Raw genomic sequence first — 18,226 nt, forward strand, 5'->3', positions numbered from 1 at the left:
GCTAAGTCTGGGCGGAAGCGAATCCGAGGTATAGCGAGTACAGCCAGAAGGTCACGAGGAAAGCTAGCCAACCCACGCTGGCAGCTATAAATCCGGTCGCTAACGAGCGCGCGCCCTTGAATAACCACAGTAGGACGCCGATGACGCCGGGTATCAACCAAATGTAGGGCAGCAGCGTGATCAGTCCGGGATTGAACACAGCAGATAGCGCCCCGAGAAATAGCCCGACAAGCATCTGCAGTGGCTTAGGTGAGAAGGACAGGGTTCTTGGCGGCAGTTTGGGCTCGCCTACCTCATCCCAGTTTTCGGTCATGGCTTCCGTTTCTAATCGCCAAAGATCGCAAAGTATCCGAGGACTGGCAGACCGAGAAGTGCACCGATCGCAATCGCCAGGCCGATGCTCTTCGCTTTCCTACTCGGGATCAGGTAGATCACAACACCAATGATCGTTACGGACCCTGCCGAGATCAGCACACTGATGTGTTCGCGAGGGTCGGTCGGTGAGTGCAGAAATCTCAACTTGGCTGCCAGGACCATCCAGAACGCGCCACCGAAAATAGCGCCGGCATATAACGTCGGAATCCAGTCCTTCGCCGGAATCGCCCACTGTCGCTTACTCATTTGGAGACTATTCCGGGAACAATGACGACCGCAAGCTCATCAATTTCGACGCGCAATGTCATCGTCCACCCCCTTCTTAACAGCTGGGGCGAGGGTTCGCCAGTCACTCGGGCGCCGGGTACAGAGGACTCGTCCGCGCTCGTCATCATATGGTGACGACTTGTGAACGACCTAGCCCGGTCGCGCGATCCACCGTCAGCCGAGCGCGCCGGCTTCCTTTGCCGCAGGCCAGCTTCCGTAGGAGCTGATGTCTTTGCCGCCTGCCGCGGCGACGCCGTCGCAGCCGAATGCGGTTCGCCATGTGCCGTCGGCGAATTCGACCTTGCCCAATTGCATCGGGGCGGGCAGCGCGGCCAGGAAGATACCGAGCCCGGCAGGGGAGAGCACCCACCGATGCCCGTATAGGGCCGCGCCGTCATCACCGTCGGCGACCCGGCCGATCGCGGGTTTGACGGGCACGGTGTCCAGCACCGACATCCGGTAGTGCGGTGCGGTGTGGAACTCACCTGCCCAGCGGGCACCGACGTCGGTCAGCTGATGCACCAGTGGGCCGCCACGAAGATGTGCGCCGAAGACCAGCAGCTCGGTGCTTGCTGCGGCCGCCAGCGGCCAGACCTCTTGTGGTGCTTCCGTATTCGTCACCAGCGCAGCGATGTCGAGCGCGACCGCATCGTCGAATGCGCGGCCCAAGATGGTGACGCCGAACTGAGCATCGCCGGCCATTCCGGCGGGTACCGAGACCGCGCACATATCGAAGAGATTGCAGAAATTGGTGTAGGTGCCCATTGTCGAATTGACCCCGACCGGGTCGGCGGCCACCTCAGCGAGGCGCGGGTGCATCGGTGCGGTCGGCACCATCATGGCGTCGGCGCCGTCGAGCAGGGTCATTGCGGTGCGGCGCAACTCATCGACGTCACGGCGGTCGCGGACCAGTCGGTGCGCGGGGATATCGCGGGCTTTGCTCACGATGGCGGCCACTACCGGGTCGAGTGCTGCGTCCTGGTGTGCATCGATGAATTCGCCTACGGCGGCGTACCGTTCGCTGACCAGGGCGCCGTCGTAGAGCAGCTTGGCGGCGGCCAGGAACGGCGCGATGTCCACGGTGATGATGCGCGCTCCGGCGGCGGCCAGTCGGTCGACGGCGGCGTGGAACGATTTCTGCCACGTCGCGTCCAGGCCGGGCAGTTCGTCGGGCACCGCGACCACCGGCTGAGGCGGTGCGGCCAACGCGGTGTCTGCGGGCCACGCCCGCCCGGGTGCTCCGCTGGCCATCGCTGACATCGCGCGGTTGGCCAACTCCAGATTGGCAGCGAATATGGTTACGCAGTCATAGGATTCGCACGCCGGGACGACGCCGACGGTGCTGATGACACCGACGGTCGGTTTGATCCCGACGATGCCCTGCAGCCCGGCGGGCACCCGTCCCGATCCGGCCGTGTCGGTGCCGATCGCGATATCGGCTTCGCCGAGCGCGACGGCGACCGCTGATCCGGCGCTGGATCCGCCGCTGATGTACTCCGGTCGACGGCTGTCGGAGACTGCGCCGTAGGGAGAGCGGGTGCCGACCAGGCCGGTCGCGAACTGGTCCAGGTTGGTCTTGCCGACCACGACGGCGCCTGCCGCACGCAGGGCCGCCACGACGGGGGCGTCAGCGGCCGGTGCGTAGGCGAATTCAGGGCATGCCGCGGTGGTCGGTAGGCCGGCCACGTCGACGTTGTCCTTGACTGCGAGCCGGATACCGGCCAGTGGGCCCTCGAGGGAACGGCTTTGCGCCAGCTCAGCATCGGTGTCTGCCTGTGGTCGGCGGCTGATCCAGACGGCCATCCGACAAACCTAGCGGGCGACAGGTATTTGCGCGACTCCACAGTGCGGCCTTTGTCCACAGCCCGGCGCCGTACTGCGGTCGACCGCAGTTCCCTGTCACCGGTCCCGAGGTCAATGGCAGCTACGGCACCGCGGGGTGTCGCCTGGAATGCACCATCCGAGAGAAGGAATGTAGTGATGTTCGAAACACCATTGACCGTGATCGGCAGAATCGTCACCGACCCACAGCGCCGCCGTGTCGGCGAACAGGAAGTCGTGAAGTTCCGGGTGGCCAGCAATGCGCGGCGCCGCACCGACGAGGGCACCTGGGAGCCGGGCAACTCGCTGTATGTCACCGTCAACTGCTGGGGCAGGTTGGCCACCGGGGTCGGCGCCAGCCTCGCCAAGGGTGACGCGGTGATCGTCGTCGGTCAGGTCTACACCAGCGAGTACGAAGACCGCGAAGGTATCCGGCGGTCCTCGATGGAACTGCGGGCCAATGCGGTCGGACCCGACCTGTCGCGCTATATCGCCAAGATCGAGAAGCACGGCCAGTCAGGCAACGCGGCGGGTTCCGCCGAAACTTCCGAAGGGTCCGATGCCGTCGAGTCCACCGAGGTCGATCCGGCTGGCGGCGCCGCCGAAGAGACGGAGGAGGCTGCGGCCTGACGCTACGTGCGCCGTCTGGCCGCGGCGGACGCGCGCATAGGATGGTCTGCGAGCAATACATATATGTGCAGACCAGAAAGGCAATACTGCGGCATGGCTGAGTTCATCTACACGATGAAGAAGGTCCGCAAGGCGCACGGCGACAAAGTCATCCTCGACGATGTCACCCTGAACTTCCTTCCGGGAGCCAAGATCGGCGTCGTCGGTCCCAACGGGGCTGGTAAGTCGAGCGTCTTGCGGATCATGGCAGGTCTCGACCAGGCCAACAACGGTGACGCCTTCCTCGCGAACGGCGCGACGGTCGGCATCTTGATGCAGGAACCGAAGCTGGACGAGACGAAGACGGTCCGCGAGAACGTCGAAGAAGGCGTTCCGGTCAAGGCGAAGCTCAACCGGTACAACGAAGTCGCCGAGCTGATGGCCACGGACTACACCGACGAGCTGATGGAGGAGATGGGTCAGCTCCAGGAGGAGCTGGACGCGGCCGACGCCTGGGATCTTGACTCCAAGCTCGAGCAGGCGATGGATGCGCTGCGCTGCCCGCCGCCTGACGAGCCGGTCACTCACCTCTCCGGTGGTGAGAAGCGCCGCGTCGCGCTGTGCAAGCTGCTGCTCTCGGAGCCCGATCTGTTGCTGCTCGACGAGCCCACCAACCATCTGGACGCCGAAAGCGTGCTGTGGTTGGAGAAGCACCTGGCCGATTACCCGGGTGCCATTCTGGCGGTCACCCACGACCGGTACTTCCTCGACAACGTCGCCGAGTGGATTCTGGAACTCGACCGTGGCCGCGCGTACCCCTACGAGGGCAACTACTCCACCTACCTGGAGAAGAAGGCCGAACGTCTGGCCGTCACCGGCCGCAAGGATCAGAAGCTGCAGAAGCGACTGCTCGAAGAGCTGGCCTGGGTCCGTTCGGGCGCGAAGGCCCGCCAAGCCAAGAACAAGGCGCGGCTGAGTCGCTACGAAGAGATGGCGGCTGAAGCGGAGAAGACCCGCAAGCTGGACTTCGAAGAAATTCAGATCCCGACCGGCCCGCGTCTGGGCAACATTGTGGTCGAGACCAAGAACCTCGACAAGGGCTTCGATGGTCGGATCCTGATCAAGGATCTGTCCTTCACCCTGCCGCGCAACGGCATTGTCGGCGTCATCGGTCCCAACGGTGTCGGCAAGACCACGCTGTTCAAGACCATCGTCGGGTTGGAGCAACCCGACAGCGGCACGGTCAAGGTCGGTGAAACGGTCAAGCTGAGCTACGTCGACCAGAACCGCGGCGGCATCGATCCGAAGAAGAACGTCTGGCAGGTTGTCTCCGACGGTCTGGACTACATCGAGGTCGGTCAGAACGAAGTACCGTCTCGTGCCTACGTCTCGGCGTTCGGCTTCAAAGGCCCCGATCAACAGAAGCCGGCGGGGGTGCTCTCCGGTGGTGAACGTAACCGCTTGAACCTGGCACTGACGCTCAAAGAGGGCGGCAACCTGATCCTGCTCGACGAACCGACCAACGACCTGGACGTCGAGACGCTCAGTTCTTTGGAGAATGCCCTCCAGGAGTTCCCCGGCTGCGCTGTGGTGATCTCGCACGACAGGTGGTTCCTGGACCGCACGTGCACCCACATCCTGGCCTGGGAGGGTGACTCCGACAACGAGGCGAAGTGGTTCTGGTTCGAAGGCAACTTCGGTGGCTATGAGGAGAACAAACTGGAGCGCCTCGGTGCCGACGCCGCGCGTCCGCACAGGGTGACCCACCGCAGGCTCACACGCGACTAATGTGGGCGGCTGCGTGCCAGCGCCGGTACGCAGCCGAGTCAGGGAGCGATCCGCATGACGGTGAATCCAGGGTCAACCGGTGTCGACGGTGGAGCAGAGCTCGACCGCAGCGTCAGCGATGACCTCGCTAAGGCCTACGCCGATACCTATCGGGGCCCGCACGGCGATGCGCCATCGGCAGAGGCCGATGCACTGAGCTCCGGACCGCTGCACCGTGTGGTCGATGCCGACGTCGCCTCACCGGCTCTGGTGGCCGCGCAATACGCACTGGCCCGTCATCGTCAGGCCGGGGAGACCGCGGTGGCGATCTACCCTGCCGACGATCCGGGTGGTTTCGGCCCGGCGCTGCAGGTGGTGACCGAGAACGCGTCCATGCTGATGGACTCCGTCTCGGTGCTACTGCACCGGCTCGGTGTGGCCTATGTCGCGATCATGAACCCGGTACTGCGGGTGCACCGCAACGCCGAGGGCGATCTGCTCGACGTCACGAGCGTCGGGCCGGATGAGGTGCCAGGCAGCGGGACCGACGAGACGTGGGTCCATGTCGAGCTCTCACCGTCTGTCGATCGCAAGGCATTGGCCGAGGCGCAACGGCTGCTGCCTGACGTCCTGGCCGACGCGCGGCAGGTTGCCACGGACTCCACAGCTATGGCAACCACTCTGTTGGCACTGGCCGACGATGTCGACGCCGACCAGGGTTCACGGTTCCCGGGGCCGGACCGCACCGATGTCGCGACGCTGCTGCGCTGGCTGGCGGACGGACATTTCGTCCTGCTCGGTACGCAACGGTGCCCGGTGCGCGACGGGCAGGCGACAGTCGATCGGGCCAGTCGGCTCGGCGTACTTCGGCTGCGCAAAGATGTCCTGCCCCAGCTGACCGATACCAACGATCTGCTGGTACTGGCGCAGGCGACCATTCCGAGCTTCCTGCGCCACGGCGCGTACCCCTACATCGTCGTGGTCCGGGAAGACCAGGACGGTGCCACCGCCATCGAACACCGTTTCGTCGGGTTGTTCACCGTCGCCGCGATGAACGCCAATGTTCTGGAGATTCCGCTGATCTCGCGGCGCGTGCAGGAGGCGCTCGAGCTGTCGGCCAAAGATCCGAGCCATCCGGGTCCGTTGCTGCTCGACGTCATCCAAACGGTGCCCCGCTCGGAGCTGTTCGCGCTGAGCGCCCACGAACTACTCGATATGGCCCTGGCGGTCGTCGACCTCGGCTCCGGCCGACGGACTCTGCTGTTCATGCGGGCCGATCAGCTTGGGCACTTCGTATCGTGTCTGGTCTACCTTCCCCGTGACCGCTACACGACGGTGGTCCGGCTGGGGATACAAGACATCCTGGTCCGCGAACTCGGCGGTGTCAGCATCGAATACACCGCACGTGTCAGCGAATCACCCTGGGCGCTGGTTCATTTCACCGTCCGGCTGCCCGATGGTTCGCGCCCACAGGATATCGACGTCTCCCTGAGCAACGAGACACGGATCCAGAGCCTGCTGACCGAAGCGGCCCGAACCTGGGGCGACCGGCTGGTCGGCGCGGTACAGGTTGGTTCGATCGGGCTGGCCGAGGCCAAGCACTACGCGATGGCATTCCCCGAGATGTACAAGCAGGCTGTCGCGCCGGTCGACGCGATCAACGACATCGCCATTATCGCTGAGCTGCACGATGATTCGGTCAAGCTGGTGTTCTCTGATCGCGGGGAGGACGGTAATGCCCAGCTGACCTGGTACCTCGGCGGCCGATCGGCATCGCTGAGCCAGTTGCTGCCGATGCTGCAGTGCATGGGCGTCGTGGTACTCGAAGAACGACCGTTCACCGTCGTGCGACCCGACGGCCTGCCGGTCTGGATCTACCAATTCAAGATCGCGCCGCACCGCAGCGTGCAGGAAGTCGAGCAGGGACCAGCCAGGCAGGAGCAGGCCGAGCGGTTTGCCGATGCTGTCACCGCGATCTGGCAGGGCCGCGTCGAGATCGACCGGTTCAACGAGCTGGTTCTGCGGGCCGGCCTGACCTGGCAACAGGTGGTGATTCTGCGGGCCTACGCAAAGTACTTGCGGCAGGCTGGTTTTCCGTACAGCCAGGCCCATATCGAATCCGTGCTCAACGAGAACGCGGGCACTGCGCGGTCCCTCGTCGAATTGTTCGAGGCGTTGTTCGATCCGGCGGTCGGCTCGCCCGATGCGCCCAGCGGCCGCGACGCGCAGCGGGCCGCTGCCGCCGTAGCCGCCGATATCGACGCCTTGGTCAGCCTCGACACCGATCGGTGCCTGCGGGCGTTCGCCGCGCTGGTTCAGGCCACCCTGCGAACCAATTACTTTGTGACGCGGCCAGATTCCGCGCGGTCACAGAATGTGCTGTCGATCAAACTGAACCCAGGACTGATCGACGAGCTGCCCTTGCCGCGGCCCCGGTTCGAGATCTTCGTCTACTCCCCGCGCGTCGAGGGCGTACACCTTCGGTTCGGTCCGGTGGCGCGTGGTGGGCTGCGCTGGTCGGACCGCCGGGAAGACTTCCGGACCGAGGTCCTTGGACTGGTCAAAGCTCAGGCCGTCAAAAACGCCGTCATCGTGCCCGTCGGAGCCAAGGGTGGCTTCGTCGTCAAGCACCCACCCGAAGCCACCGGTGACGCGGGTGTGGACCGAGAGGCGACCCGTGCCGAGGGTGTCGCCTGCTACAAACTGTTCATCGCCGGTCTGCTCGACGTCACCGATAACGTCGACCAGACCAACGGCCTGGTCGTCACCCCGTCCGAGGTGATCCGGCGCGACGGTGATGACGCCTACCTGGTGGTGGCCGCCGACAAGGGCACGGCCACGTTCTCCGATATCGCCAACGATGTCGCCAAGTCCTACGGCTTCTGGCTCGGAGATGCTTTCGCCTCCGGCGGCTCCGTGGGTTACGACCACAAGGCGATGGGAATCACCGCGAAAGGCTGCTGGGAGAGCGTCAAACGGCACTTCCGCGAGATGGGCATCGACACCCAGTCCGAGGACTTCACCGTCGCGGGCGTCGGCGATATGAGCGGCGACGTGTTCGGTAACGGCATGCTGTTGTCCAAGCACATTCGGCTGGTCGCGGCATTCGACCATCGGCATTTCTTCCTCGACCCCAACCCCGATGCCGCGACGTCCTGGGCCGAACGGCGGCGCCTGTTCGAGTTGCCGCGGTCGAGTTGGGATGACTACGACAAGTCCTTGATCAGCGCGGGCGGCGGTGTGTTCAGCCGCGAGCAGAAGTCGATTCCGCTCAGCCCGGAAGTGCGTGCCGCCCTTGGCCTCGACGACGACGTCACCGAGCTTTCGCCACCGAAACTGACCAGCGCAATCCTGCGGGCCCCGGTGGATCTGTTCTACAACGGCGGTATCGGCACCTATTTCAAGGCCGAAAACGAGTCCGATGCGGCGGTCGGTGACCGTGCCAACGATGCGGTCCGGGTGAATGCAAATCAAGTGCGTGCCAAGGTGATCGGTGAAGGCGGCAACCTGGGCATCACCCCGCTGGGCCGCATCGAGTTCGAGCTCAACGGTGGTCGGTGCAACACCGACGCGCTGGATAACTCTGCGGGTGTGGATTGTTCCGATCACGAGGTCAACATCAAGATTCTCATCGATGCGATGGTGACAGCGGGCAAGGTCCAGCCGGCTGACCGGACGAACCTGCTGCTGTCGATGACCGATGAGGTCGGCGAGCTGGTGCTCGAAGACAACCGCGATCAGAACGACCTGATGGGCACCAGCCGGGCCAACGCCGCGAGCATGCTCAACGTGCACGCCAGTCAGATCAGGTATCTGGCCGATCAGCGCGGATTGAACCGTCAGCTGGAGGCGTTGCCGTCGGAGAAGGAGTTCCGGCGCAGGCACGAACTCGGGTTGGGGCTGACCTCACCGGAACTCGCGACCCTGATGGCGCATGTCAAGCTAACGCTCAAGGACGATGTGCTCGCCACCGACCTGCCCGATCAGGAAGTCTTCGCGTCCCGGTTACCGCGCTACTTCCCGGCCCGGATGCAGGAGTTGTTCGGCGCCGATATCCGGTCGCATCAGCTGCGTCGAGAGATCGTCACCACGATGCTCGTCAACGACCTCGTCGACACCAGCGGTATCACCTACGCGTTCCGGATCACCGAAGATGTCGGCGTCGGCCCGGTGGACGCCTTGCGGACCTACGTCGCCACCGATGCCATCTTCGGCGTCGGAGATGTGTGGCGGCGGATCAGGGCGGCGGATGTGCCAGTGCATGTTTCGGACCGGATGACGCTGGATCTGCGACGCCTCATCGACCGGGCGGGCCGCTGGTTGCTGAACTATCGGCCGCAACCGTTGGCGGTCGGTGCGGAGATCAACCGGTTCGCCGCGAAGGTCGCCACCCTTACTCCGCGGATGTCGGAATGGCTGCGCGGTGCAGATCAAGCGATCGTGGAGAAGGAGGCCGGTGAGTTCGCGGCCAGTGGCGCCGCGCAGGACTTGGCCTACACCGTCGCGACCGGTCTGTACCAGTACAGCCTGCTCGATATCATCGATATCGCCGATATTCTCGACCGAGACGAAGCCGAAGTGGCCGACACTTACTTCACGCTCATCGACCACCTCGGCACGGACGCGCTGCTGACCGCAGTCTCCGGTTTGCCCCGCGATGATCGCTGGCATTCATTGGCGCGCTTGGCTATTCGCGATGATATTTATGGCTCGCTGCGCGCGTTGTGCTTCGATGTACTCGCCGTCGGTGAGCCGGAGGAAAACGGCGAGGAGAAGATCGCCGAATGGGAGCACACCAACGGGTCGCGGGTGGAGCGCGCCCGCCGGACGTTGGGCGAGATCTACGCCGATGACGAGCGTGACCTGGCAACGCTCTCTGTCGCGGCACGACAATTGCGCAGCATGGCGCGCACCAGCGGAACGAGGTCCAACGGTTGAGTGAGGGTGTGGCAGCGAGCCCGGCCAAGAAGGGGTTCGTCGCGGCTGTGCCGGTGCGGTGGTCGGATATCGACATGTATCAGCACGTCAACCACGCCACCATGGTTACCATGTTGGAAGAGGCCCGGATCCCTTTCCTGGCTGACGCATTCGGTGCCGATATCACCACCACTGGCCTGTTGATCGCGGAAGTGAAAGTGGGCTACAAAGGCCAGCTGCGGCTGGTCGATTCACCTCTGCAGGTGACGATCTGGGTGAACAGGCTGCGTGCGGTCGACTTCACCCTCGGATACGAGGTGCGCTCGGTCAACGCCGATCCGCAATCCAAACCTGCCGTGATCGCCGAAACCCAGCTGGCCGCATTCGATATCGACGAACAGCGGCTGGTGCGGCTATCGCCACATCACCGGGAGTACCTGCAGCAGTGGCAGCGGTAGCGGAGCGGGGGGTATGGCTGGCCGATGAGGCTCAGCGGGTCGACCTCGCCGCGTTCACCGAACGGGCCCTACGCCTGGACGACGCAGCTGTGCTGCGCTTCCGGAAGCGCTCCGATACGACGGTGATGGCCTGGGTGGCAACAGGGTTCGATGTGCTGGCGGCGCGCGCATTGCGCGCCACGGTGCGGCCCGACGATTTGTCTGCCGGCGCCGATGCCCTGACTCGGGCGTTGTCGGCGACCGAGGACTCGGGATATGTGAACCCGGGCTTCGCGATGGATTCCGCATGGCGCGGTGTGCTGCCGCCCGACGCGGGCTTTGTGCACCTCGATGACGTACCGGCACGGGTGATGTTGGATCTGGCGCAACGCGGGGTGGCCCTGGCCCGCGAACACGGTGCGCAGGGTCCGCCGGTATCGCTTCTCGATCAGGAAGTGGTCAGCGTCAGCTCGGGGGAGCACTCGGTGGGCATCCCGATGCGATGCGTATTCGCTTTGACAGCAATGGGTTTCCTACCGCAGTCGGTCAGCGCTGGTGATGACTTTGCGCCGGATTCGGTCGCCGCCGACGAGATCGTGCGGGTACGGGTGATGCCCACCTGGCTGCGGATCGACGCCAGGTTCGGTTCGGTGTACCGCAGGCGTGGTGACCCTGCGGTGGTATTGCGCTAGATCTCCCGCGAGCAGCATGGAAACGGCTTGTGCGGTCCGATGATGGCGGTGCTTATAAACTGGGTCAGCTCGAAGGACCGGGCCGTCGCAGTTTCCTGATTAATTAAGCGGGGGAGGTCTGCTCATGTCTGACGCCGAGGTGGCAGACGGTAGTTCTAGGCTGAGGCAACTTATTGATCAATTGCCAGCGATGGTTGCCTACTGGGACGGCAACCTTCGCAACGTCGTTGCCAACCAGGCCCATGGCCTGTTCTTCGGCAAGACTCCCGAAGAGATCCACGGTTGTCACATCTTCGAGTTATTGGTCGGGGAACTCGGCGAGGTGAGCCGTCCGTATGTCGAAGCCGCTATGGCCGGCCACGACCAAGTCTTCGAAAAGACACTGACCGACCACAACGGCGTCACTCGTCACGTGCAGGCGTCCTACATACCCGAAGTGGTCGACGGGCAGGTCCAGGGTCTATACGTCCAGGTGGCCGATGTCACCGCGCGAGTGGAGGCCGAACGGGCTCGCGACGACGCGCAACGGCTGCTCCACATCAGCAGGGAAAACGCCCCATTCGGCGAGGCGCTGTTCACGACGTCCGGGTACGCCCTCTATGTCAATCCGTCGCTATGCCAGATGCTGGGCTATCGCCGCGAGGACGCACAGGGGTTGGGTTATCTCGACGGTGTGCATCCCGACGACCGTGACGCTGCAGAGCGGGAGTGGCGTGAGCTCGTCGAGGGTTCGGTGTCCCAGGTCTTTGCCGAATCGCGTTACCTTCGGCGCGATGGCACCACGATATGGGTACAGCGCCACTCGGTGTTGGTGCCTGGCGCTCGCGCCAGCACCAGCGCCGATGTCGTACTCAGCCAATTTCAAGATGTCACCGACCGGAAGGTGGCCGATGCGGAATTCGCTCGGCTGGCGGTGACTGATCAGCTCACAGGGCTGCACAACCGGCATTCGCTGGTGGCCCAGATCGCCGATCGCCGAACTGTCGATCCCTCGGCGTTGGTCGGAATCGTGTTCGCCGACCTCGACGGGTTCAAACACGTCAACGACGTTTACGGCCATGCTGCGGGGGACGCGGTCCTGCAGGCCGCGGCCCATCGTCTGGCTGATGCGGTGGCGCAACCAAACTCGGTCTATCGGCTCGGCGGCGACGAGTTCGTTGTCTTAGTGGTCGACTCGGTCACCGAAGGTCTGGTCGCGCGGCTGGCCGATCGTGTTGGCGCGGTGTTGAGCGGGAGCTATCCCGTTGACGGCGGCGAGGTGACGCTCACTGCGTCGGTGGGGTGGACGTGCAGCGCCACCAACGACATTGGCGAACTCATCCGTGAAGCCGACATGAACATGTACCGCCATAAGGCACGGCGGAGAGTCGCCGAGGAGGTCGACGCTGAGCCTGGATTCGGCCCTTGAGGACCTACCGGGTCGGTTTACCCTAGTCGGCGAGACCTTGCTGGTGCTTACCGGCTTTCCCCGTTGACCGCCTCGACCACGCTTGCGGTTTTGCGCGCGGTGAGCGCAGAGCGAATCCTGTTGGCCAGGCGCGGGACCGTGACGCCATCCAAGTCCACCGGATCAACGAAGACCTACCCTCGACCCTCTTCACTGGCTGGGACAGCCCGAAGGGCAAGCTCTTCGAGGACGCCGCCGTCGTAGACGAACATGACGGAGTCACCCCGTTCCCCCTCGTCGGTCTGGTGATCCAGCACCAGCAGTCGCCCGACTGCTATATCGATGCCCAGTTCTTCCAGGCACTCTCGCGCGCACGCTGCTGATGGCGACTCGCCACCTTCGACAGCACCACCTGGTAGTTCGAGATGGTCGCGGTATGTCACGTCGTACATCACCACACGCCCATCAGGGGTGGTGATCAACGCCCCGGCACCTTGTCTCACTCGGGCGAGCTGCGCGTAGTACTGCTCCGGGGTCACGAAATCCTTCGGCATCGGCTCAAGTATCGAGCACCCGTTCAGGAGTTGTCCACGGACACAGGCGCTATGGCCGTGTGCCTCCTTGGATCGTGCGTCCTGGCTGCGAAGATGTTCTGCGTTAGGCCCAAAGTGCGTCGAGGTCCTCAACGTTGGTGACGTGGCTGTGTACGGGAAACAGCTTGGTGACGAGAAAGCCATGGGTGTCCTGGTCGCGGTCGGCGCAGGCGTCGCGCAGGACGATGATCTGGTAGTCGAGGTCCATTGCTTCGCGCACGGTGGAAAGGACGACGCCGCTGGTGCTTATCCCGGCCAGGATGAGGGTGGTGACTGCGCGTGCGCGCAGTTGCTGCTCGAGGTCGGTGGTGGAGAACGCACCGACTCGTGTCTTGCGAACGGTGATGTCGCCAGGCTGAGGTTTGAGGTGGGCATGAATTTGGGTGGCAGGGTCATCGGCGTGCAGCGTCGATCGTCGCTCACCGGAGGTTATCGTGGCGAAGATGCTGGTCTCGGGGATGGCGTCGAAGTCTGTGTCGGTGAACGCGACCCGTACCCAGCCGATGTGCGCGCCGCACTCGCGAACGTTGTTAACCGCGGTAGCAGCCCGGTCGAGGAGAGACTCGGCGTGGGGTAGCTGAGCGACGATCCCATTCTGGTAGTCCATCACGAGCAATGCTGTGTGTTGGGGATCGAAGATGGGTCGGTCAGGCATCTATCTTGTCCTTTCGAGCAGTGTCGGTTTGAGCGAAAGTTGGTTACTGCCCGTAGAGGAGGGACGGTCCACGTCGAGCGAGTGGGGCACGGTGCCGTCAGTTTATGCCCGGTAGTTTGCACATCGTCGATCGTCGCAGCTGGATCTGGGACCTGTCGTATGCGTCGAGATGGAGAGCACCCTGTAGTTCGTGTCTTGATGCGCAGTACGGAAAGCCATTGCCTAGGAAGGGATCTGATCAACTATCTCATCCTTCGAAAATGAGTAGGCCGGCGTGACTGCTTCCCCTAGGGTGAGTATGTGCAGTCAGTAGGGACAGTGCGCGAGTGGCATCGCGAGCAGGGGTGGGGAGTTATCGATTCCCCCGACACTCCAGGCGGCTGCTGGCTGCACTTCAGTCATCTTTGGAACGATGACATTCCCAAGGCTGGGCCCGGTGAAGTCGTCGAGGTATCCGGCGGATTCCGCGAGGTGTTCGAGGGTGACACCGTGGATTTCGACTGGGAGGCGCCGGGTCAGGACGGATACGATTTCCGCGCCACCACCGCGCGGCCACGCGGACGGCAAGCACCGCATCGCGTCATCCGTCACTACAAGGCTGGTGAACATCCAAATCCTTCCGCTGGATTCGAGTTGGAGATAGGTCCTTTCTCAAGCGGAGAGAAGTAAAGCCGGCCAGAACCAACTGAATTGCCCTGACTCTGCAGACGCAAAAGTCCCCCGACACGCCGGGGCGGCAGGGATATATACGTCTGCTCGCGGGTACGAGGTGGGCTCAGGCCAGCCACACCGCGGTGTCGGGCGGCAGTTCGTCTCCGGTCAGCGGTCCGCTGGCCAGCAGCACTTCGCCGGACGGAAGGGCAACGGGGACGCTGCCGGTGTTCAGCGCACAGACCAGACCGCCGGCGGTGCGAAATACCAACGTGTCATCGTCGGTGTGCTGCCAGGTGAGAGTGCCACCCCTGAATTCTGTTCTGTCCTTGCGTAAGTGGATGGCGGCCTGAAAGAGCGCCAACGTCGACTCGGGGTCGTCGCGCTCGTTCTGCACCGTCAGGTCAGCCCATTCGGCGGGCATCGGTAGCCAGGTGTCCGGGTCGGTCGAGAAGCCGAACGGCGGCGCGTCACCCTCCCACGGCATCGGCACCCGGCAGCCGTCGCGGCCGCGCTCCTGATGCCCGGAGCGCTCCCACGTCGGGTCCTGCAGCACCTCGTCGGGCAGATCGACGTTGGGCAATCCAAGCTCTTCACCGTTGTAGATGAACGTGATTCCCGGCAGTGCCAGCATGACCAGGGCCATCGCCCTGGCCCTGGTGATGCCTAAGGCTCCGCCGCCGTATCGGCTGACTTCCCGCTCGACGTCGTGATTGGACAGCGTCCACGTCGCGGGCGATCCTGCCAGATCTGCTGCGGCCAAGGAGTTTTCGATCGCTTCACGAATCTCAGCCGCGTCGAACTTTGCCCGCACCAGCCGGAAGTTGAAGCCCAGATGCAGTTCATCGGGTCGGAGATATTTGGCGAAGTCATCGTTGTTGAACACCCAGATTTCGCCGATCGCAACGGCATCCGGGTAGTCGTTGAGGACGCGACGGATGAAGCGATGGACCTCGTGCACACCGGGCTGGTTGAACCGTGGGTCATCGTCATCGGTGTGCAGGATCGCTAAATCAGCGTTCTTCATATCGGGCAGCCCGGCCGGTTTCGCCATGCCGTGCGCGACGTCGATGCGGAACCCGTCGACACCGCGGTCCAGCCAGAACCGCAGCGTCTCCTCCAGATCCTGGTAGACCGCGGGATTGTCCCAGTTCAGGTCTGGTTGCTCGGGGTCGAACAGGTGCAGATACCACTGACCCGGGTTACCGTCCGGCTCCACGACGCGGGTCCAGGCAGGTCCGCCGAATACCGAGACCCAGTTGTTCGGCGGATGCAACCCGCGTGGACCGCGCCCGTCGCGGAAGATGTAGCGCTCACGCTGTGCACTGCCGGGACCTGTCGCAAGTGCTTCCTGAAACCATAGATGTTGTGAACTGGTGTGATTGGGCACCAGATCCATCGTGATCTTGATATCGCGGGCGTGGGCTGCCTCGATCAACCGGGTCAGTGCGTCGATCCCGCCGAATAGCGGGTCGACGTCGCGGGGGTCGGCGACGTCGTAACCGTGATCGGCCATCGGCGAGACCATCACCGGATTGAGCCAGATGGCGTTGATGCCAAGCCGGGCCAGATAGTCCAGGCCGTTGGTCACCCCGTCGAGGTCACCGACTCCGTTGCCGGTGGTATCGCGGAAGGAGCGCGGATACACCTGATAGAAGACGGCATCTGACCACCAGGGGGCATCGAGGTCTGTCACTACACCGACTGTAGTCAGAACGCCGAGTTCACCATCGACTGTGCAGCCATCTCCAGGTAGTCGAGCAACTGCTTGCGGTGCTCGTCGTCCAACGTCTCCCGGTCGATCGACGCGATGGCGTTGTGCATGCACCGCAGCCACGCGTCGCGCTCGATGAAGCCGATCTTGAACGGGTGGTGGCGCATTCGCAGCCGAGGATGTCCGCGCTGCTCGGTGTACGTGCGCGGCCCACCCCAGTACTGCTCTAAAAACATCCGGAGCCGAATCTCGGCACCGGGCAGGTCGTCGTCTGGATAGAGCGGACGCAGGACCTCGTCCTCGGCGACCTGCTCATAGAAGCGGGCAACGATCGTATGGAACGTGGCGGCGCCGCCGACGGCGTCGTAAAAGGACTGCAGTTCGTCAGGCATCTCCACCATTGTCGCCGATGGCGTTCAGCCCGGAACTTTGGCCAGGATTTGATCCGCAATGATGGCCGGTTGATCGGCCAACGTGCGGGAGAACACATTCAGGTCGACGATGACGTTGTTCTTGGCCGCCACGATGCGGACCTGTGGTTCGGACCGCGCGGCGGCGATGACGTTGTTGAGCGTTATCCGGTCGCCGAGCGTCGTGACAGTCCCGACAGTCCAGTTCAGCGTGGGCTGGCCGGGGGTCGAAAACGTCACCCGTTTTCCGGCACAGCCGCGCCACTGATCCACCATCTTGGAGACGAACCTTTGCGCGGAGTCAGCGTTAGCGAGGGCGAAGACGGATTCGCCGACGAATGTGCCGGTAGACGGGTCGGCGAAGCCGGCTTGCTGGAAACCCTGGGCGCCTGAGCTGGCGTAGACGGTGTCGATACCGTTCAGCACCGCACCGACGCATTCGGGCGGGTTGGTCGTCGCTTCACCGCTCGGGGCGCCGGGAGGGCTGTCGGGGCGCGGTCGTAGGGGCGGCGTTCCCATGGTCTGCGTGAGCTTCGGCGTATCCATGATCGCTTTGACGTCGTCGATCGTCAGCAGCAGCTGCGGCAGGTCCGTCGGGGTCACCAGGGGTGTGTTCGGTCTGGGCTTGGTGCTCGGCGCAGAGAACGACGGCGTGGGCATCGGTGGGGGAGTCAGCGTCACTTTGATGGGCGCGGTCGCGGAAAGCAATGGGCGCGTCGGCGTGATCGACCACACCACCAGGGCTCCGACGGCGATCACGATGAACGTGTAGGACAGCATCAACCCGAGTACGGCACGATCCCGGCCCCGCTGGTGATAATCGCGGATATTAGCCAGTGCAAAGTGACCCAGCACCGCGCCGATCGGGGCGAAAACAAACGCAAAGACGATCGACCAGGTGGCCATCTTGCTGGTCTGTAGCAGGGGATAAGACTGGGTGTGTCCTGGCGACCACTCGTAGCTGTACGGGTATTGCGGTTCATTCGGGCCGGGACCGTCGGGGCCGTAGGTCATCTGTCTTTCCCCCTCGTGCGTCCCGGTATTCAATCGCACCTTGGCTGCTCAGCGCACTCAGGTGGGTCGCATACCGCCCCGGTAGGGAAAACGTCAAATGAAGTTCACCGGATTGACCTGCGAACACGACACAAATTGCCGTGCGACGAAACCAGATCCGTGGTGGACTGTCGACGGAGGATCAATGTCGCAGCGCAAACGTAGCCATCTGAATAGGGTTGGTCACCGCGCCGCTGCTGGCGGGTCTGTGCCGCCCCCACCTTCGGGTCTGCACAGCGTGGAGGCCCTGGAGAAGCTAGCTCCGCAGCTCCACGCCCCGCATGATGGCGGGTCGGTATGGGGTCGGCGCCGGGTGCTCCTGCTCAATTCCACCTACGAACCGTTGACTGCGCTGCCGATGCGCCGCGCCGTCGTCATGCTGCTGTGCGGTAAGGCCGACGTCGTGCACGACGATCCGTCGGGGCCGGTGATCCACTCGGCCAGCCGGACCATCACGGTTCCGTCGGTGATCCGGCTGCGCAGCTACGTCCGGGTGCCATACCGGGCCCGAATCCCGATGACCAGAGCCGCGCTCATGCACCGCGACAGGTTCCGCTGCGCTTACTGCGGCGGCAAAGCCGACACGGTCGATCACGTGATACCACGCAGCCGAGGCGGCGAGCACACATGGGAGAACTGTGTGGCGTGCTGTTCTAGCTGCAATCACCGTAAGGCCGACAAGCTGTTGTCCGAGCTGGGCTGGGCACTTCGGATGGCCCCGATGCCGCCGAAAGGCCAGCACTGGCGGTTGCTGTCGACGGTCAAGGAGCTCGACCCGGCGTGGGTGCGCTACCTCGGTGAAGGCGCCGCCTGACGACCGGTGCGGCGAGGTGTGGGCTTAGCCCGACATCGCTGTGGCCGTGCGATAGATTTACCGC

The 18,226-nt window shown here is 63.8% G+C and carries 16 protein-coding genes; 8 read left to right on the forward strand and 8 right to left on the reverse strand.

Annotated features, from left to right (window positions below; translation table 11 throughout):
- Position 1: 1 nt before the first annotated feature.
- From ADBZ9O_RS12930 to atzF, 3 genes are all read right to left on the reverse strand, one after another.
- Positions 2 to 313, reverse strand: a complete 312-nt coding sequence (locus ADBZ9O_RS12930; RefSeq protein ID WP_526531777.1) for a hypothetical protein — start codon at positions 311 to 313, stop codon at positions 2 to 4.
- Positions 314 to 324: 11 nt separating this feature from the next.
- Positions 325 to 621, reverse strand: coding sequence for a hypothetical protein (locus ADBZ9O_RS12935; RefSeq protein ID WP_526531779.1), 297 nt, complete (start codon positions 619 to 621; stop codon positions 325 to 327).
- 195 nt (positions 622 to 816) lie between these two features.
- Positions 817 to 2,445, reverse strand: a complete 1,629-nt coding sequence (atzF, locus tag ADBZ9O_RS12940) for an allophanate hydrolase (protein WP_526531781.1) — start codon at positions 2,443 to 2,445, stop codon at positions 817 to 819.
- A 177-nt stretch (positions 2,446 to 2,622) separates the two neighbouring features.
- Between atzF and ADBZ9O_RS12945 the strand changes: the two genes are divergently transcribed.
- The 6 genes from ADBZ9O_RS12945 (at position 2,623) to ADBZ9O_RS12970 (ending at position 12,293) form a co-directional block, all read left to right on the forward strand.
- The gene (locus ADBZ9O_RS12945; protein WP_526531783.1) at positions 2,623 to 3,093 is read left to right on the forward strand and encodes a single-stranded DNA-binding protein; all 471 of its coding nucleotides are present in this window, start codon (positions 2,623 to 2,625) and stop codon (positions 3,091 to 3,093) included.
- A 93-nt stretch (positions 3,094 to 3,186) separates the two neighbouring features.
- On the forward strand, positions 3,187 to 4,860 hold the full coding sequence (gene ettA / locus ADBZ9O_RS12950; protein ID WP_526531785.1) for an energy-dependent translational throttle protein EttA: 1,674 nt from the start codon (positions 3,187 to 3,189) through the stop codon (positions 4,858 to 4,860).
- 54 nt (positions 4,861 to 4,914) lie between these two features.
- Positions 4,915 to 9,777, forward strand: a complete 4,863-nt coding sequence (locus ADBZ9O_RS12955; protein ID WP_526531787.1) for an NAD-glutamate dehydrogenase — start codon at positions 4,915 to 4,917, stop codon at positions 9,775 to 9,777.
- 8 nt (positions 9,778 to 9,785) lie between these two features.
- The gene (locus ADBZ9O_RS12960) at positions 9,786 to 10,214 is read left to right on the forward strand and encodes an acyl-CoA thioesterase (protein WP_526531789.1); all 429 of its coding nucleotides are present in this window, start codon (positions 9,786 to 9,788) and stop codon (positions 10,212 to 10,214) included.
- Complete coding sequence (locus ADBZ9O_RS12965) at positions 10,202 to 10,885, forward strand: DUF8185 domain-containing protein (protein WP_526531791.1); 684 nt, start codon at positions 10,202 to 10,204, stop codon at positions 10,883 to 10,885. The genes ADBZ9O_RS12960 and ADBZ9O_RS12965 overlap by 13 nt, the downstream gene beginning before the upstream one ends.
- Positions 10,886 to 11,075: 190 nt before the next feature.
- A complete protein-coding gene (locus ADBZ9O_RS12970) occupies positions 11,076 to 12,293 on the forward strand; it encodes a diguanylate cyclase (RefSeq protein ID WP_526531793.1) in 1,218 nt (405 codons plus the stop codon).
- Between the two features lie 173 nt (positions 12,294 to 12,466).
- Here the strand turns inward: ADBZ9O_RS12970 and ADBZ9O_RS12975 are convergent, their stop codons facing one another.
- Positions 12,467 to 12,826, reverse strand: a complete 360-nt coding sequence (locus ADBZ9O_RS12975) for an NUDIX domain-containing protein (protein ID WP_526531795.1) — start codon at positions 12,824 to 12,826, stop codon at positions 12,467 to 12,469.
- Between the two features lie 103 nt (positions 12,827 to 12,929).
- Complete coding sequence (locus tag ADBZ9O_RS12980) at positions 12,930 to 13,520, reverse strand: cysteine hydrolase family protein (RefSeq protein WP_526531797.1); 591 nt, start codon at positions 13,518 to 13,520, stop codon at positions 12,930 to 12,932.
- A 318-nt stretch (positions 13,521 to 13,838) separates the two neighbouring features.
- Here ADBZ9O_RS12980 and ADBZ9O_RS12985 point away from each other — a divergent pair, with 318 nt between their 5' ends.
- The gene (locus ADBZ9O_RS12985) at positions 13,839 to 14,189 is read left to right on the forward strand and encodes a hypothetical protein (RefSeq protein ID WP_526531799.1); all 351 of its coding nucleotides are present in this window, start codon (positions 13,839 to 13,841) and stop codon (positions 14,187 to 14,189) included.
- 106 nt (positions 14,190 to 14,295) lie between these two features.
- Here ADBZ9O_RS12985 and ADBZ9O_RS12990 read toward each other — a convergent pair whose 3' ends face one another.
- Genes ADBZ9O_RS12990 through ADBZ9O_RS13000 form a run of 3 tightly spaced genes read right to left on the reverse strand, consistent with a single transcriptional unit; the run spans position 14,296 to position 17,309 of the window.
- A complete protein-coding gene (locus tag ADBZ9O_RS12990) occupies positions 14,296 to 15,999 on the reverse strand; it encodes a glycoside hydrolase family 13 protein (RefSeq protein WP_526533116.1) in 1,704 nt (567 codons plus the stop codon).
- On the reverse strand, positions 15,882 to 16,277 hold the full coding sequence (locus ADBZ9O_RS12995; RefSeq protein ID WP_526531801.1) for a globin: 396 nt from the start codon (positions 16,275 to 16,277) through the stop codon (positions 15,882 to 15,884). The genes ADBZ9O_RS12990 and ADBZ9O_RS12995 overlap by 118 nt, the downstream gene beginning before the upstream one ends.
- A 24-nt stretch (positions 16,278 to 16,301) precedes the next feature.
- Positions 16,302 to 17,309 (reverse strand): sensor domain-containing protein, encoded by a 1,008-nt coding sequence (locus ADBZ9O_RS13000; protein WP_526531803.1) that lies wholly within the window; start codon positions 17,307 to 17,309, stop codon positions 16,302 to 16,304.
- Positions 17,310 to 17,493: 184 nt separating this feature from the next.
- On the opposite strand from ADBZ9O_RS13000, the gene ADBZ9O_RS13005 reads away from it, so the two are divergent.
- Positions 17,494 to 18,162 carry an HNH endonuclease signature motif containing protein gene (locus ADBZ9O_RS13005; RefSeq protein ID WP_526531805.1) on the forward strand — a complete coding sequence of 223 codons (669 nt, stop codon included), beginning with the start codon at positions 17,494 to 17,496 and terminating at the stop codon, positions 18,160 to 18,162.
- The last annotated feature ends 64 nt before the right edge of the window (positions 18,163 to 18,226 follow it).

The organism is Mycobacterium sp. (assembly GCF_965229105.1).
Taxonomy (GTDB): Bacteria; Actinomycetota; Actinomycetes; order Mycobacteriales; family Mycobacteriaceae; genus Mycobacterium.

Excerpts from the sequence above, each read along its gene's own strand:
- ettA (WP_526531785.1), top strand. The coding sequence starts at position 3,187 with ATGGCTGAGTTCATCTACACGATGAAGAAGGTCCGCAAGGCGCACGGC.
- ADBZ9O_RS12935 (WP_526531779.1), bottom strand. The coding sequence starts at position 621 with ATGAGTAAGCGACAGTGGGCGATTCCGGCGAAGGACTGGATTCCGACG.
- ADBZ9O_RS12970 (WP_526531793.1), top strand. The coding sequence starts at position 11,076 with ATGGTTGCCTACTGGGACGGCAACCTTCGCAACGTCGTTGCCAACCAG.
- ADBZ9O_RS12995 (WP_526531801.1), bottom strand. The coding sequence starts at position 16,277 with ATGCCTGACGAACTGCAGTCCTTTTACGACGCCGTCGGCGGCGCCGCC.
- ADBZ9O_RS12930 (WP_526531777.1), bottom strand. The coding sequence starts at position 313 with ATGACCGAAAACTGGGATGAGGTAGGCGAGCCCAAACTGCCGCCAAGA.
- ADBZ9O_RS12975 (WP_526531795.1), bottom strand. The coding sequence starts at position 12,826 with ATGCCGAAGGATTTCGTGACCCCGGAGCAGTACTACGCGCAGCTCGCC.
- ADBZ9O_RS12955 (WP_526531787.1), top strand. The coding sequence starts at position 4,915 with ATGACGGTGAATCCAGGGTCAACCGGTGTCGACGGTGGAGCAGAGCTC.
- ADBZ9O_RS12945 (WP_526531783.1), top strand. The coding sequence starts at position 2,623 with ATGTTCGAAACACCATTGACCGTGATCGGCAGAATCGTCACCGACCCA.
- ADBZ9O_RS13000 (WP_526531803.1), bottom strand. The coding sequence starts at position 17,309 with ATGACCTACGGCCCCGACGGTCCCGGCCCGAATGAACCGCAATACCCG.
- atzF (WP_526531781.1), bottom strand. The coding sequence starts at position 2,445 with ATGGCCGTCTGGATCAGCCGCCGACCACAGGCAGACACCGATGCTGAG.
- ADBZ9O_RS12980 (WP_526531797.1), bottom strand. The coding sequence starts at position 13,520 with ATGCCTGACCGACCCATCTTCGATCCCCAACACACAGCATTGCTCGTG.
- ADBZ9O_RS13005 (WP_526531805.1), top strand. The coding sequence starts at position 17,494 with ATGTCGCAGCGCAAACGTAGCCATCTGAATAGGGTTGGTCACCGCGCC.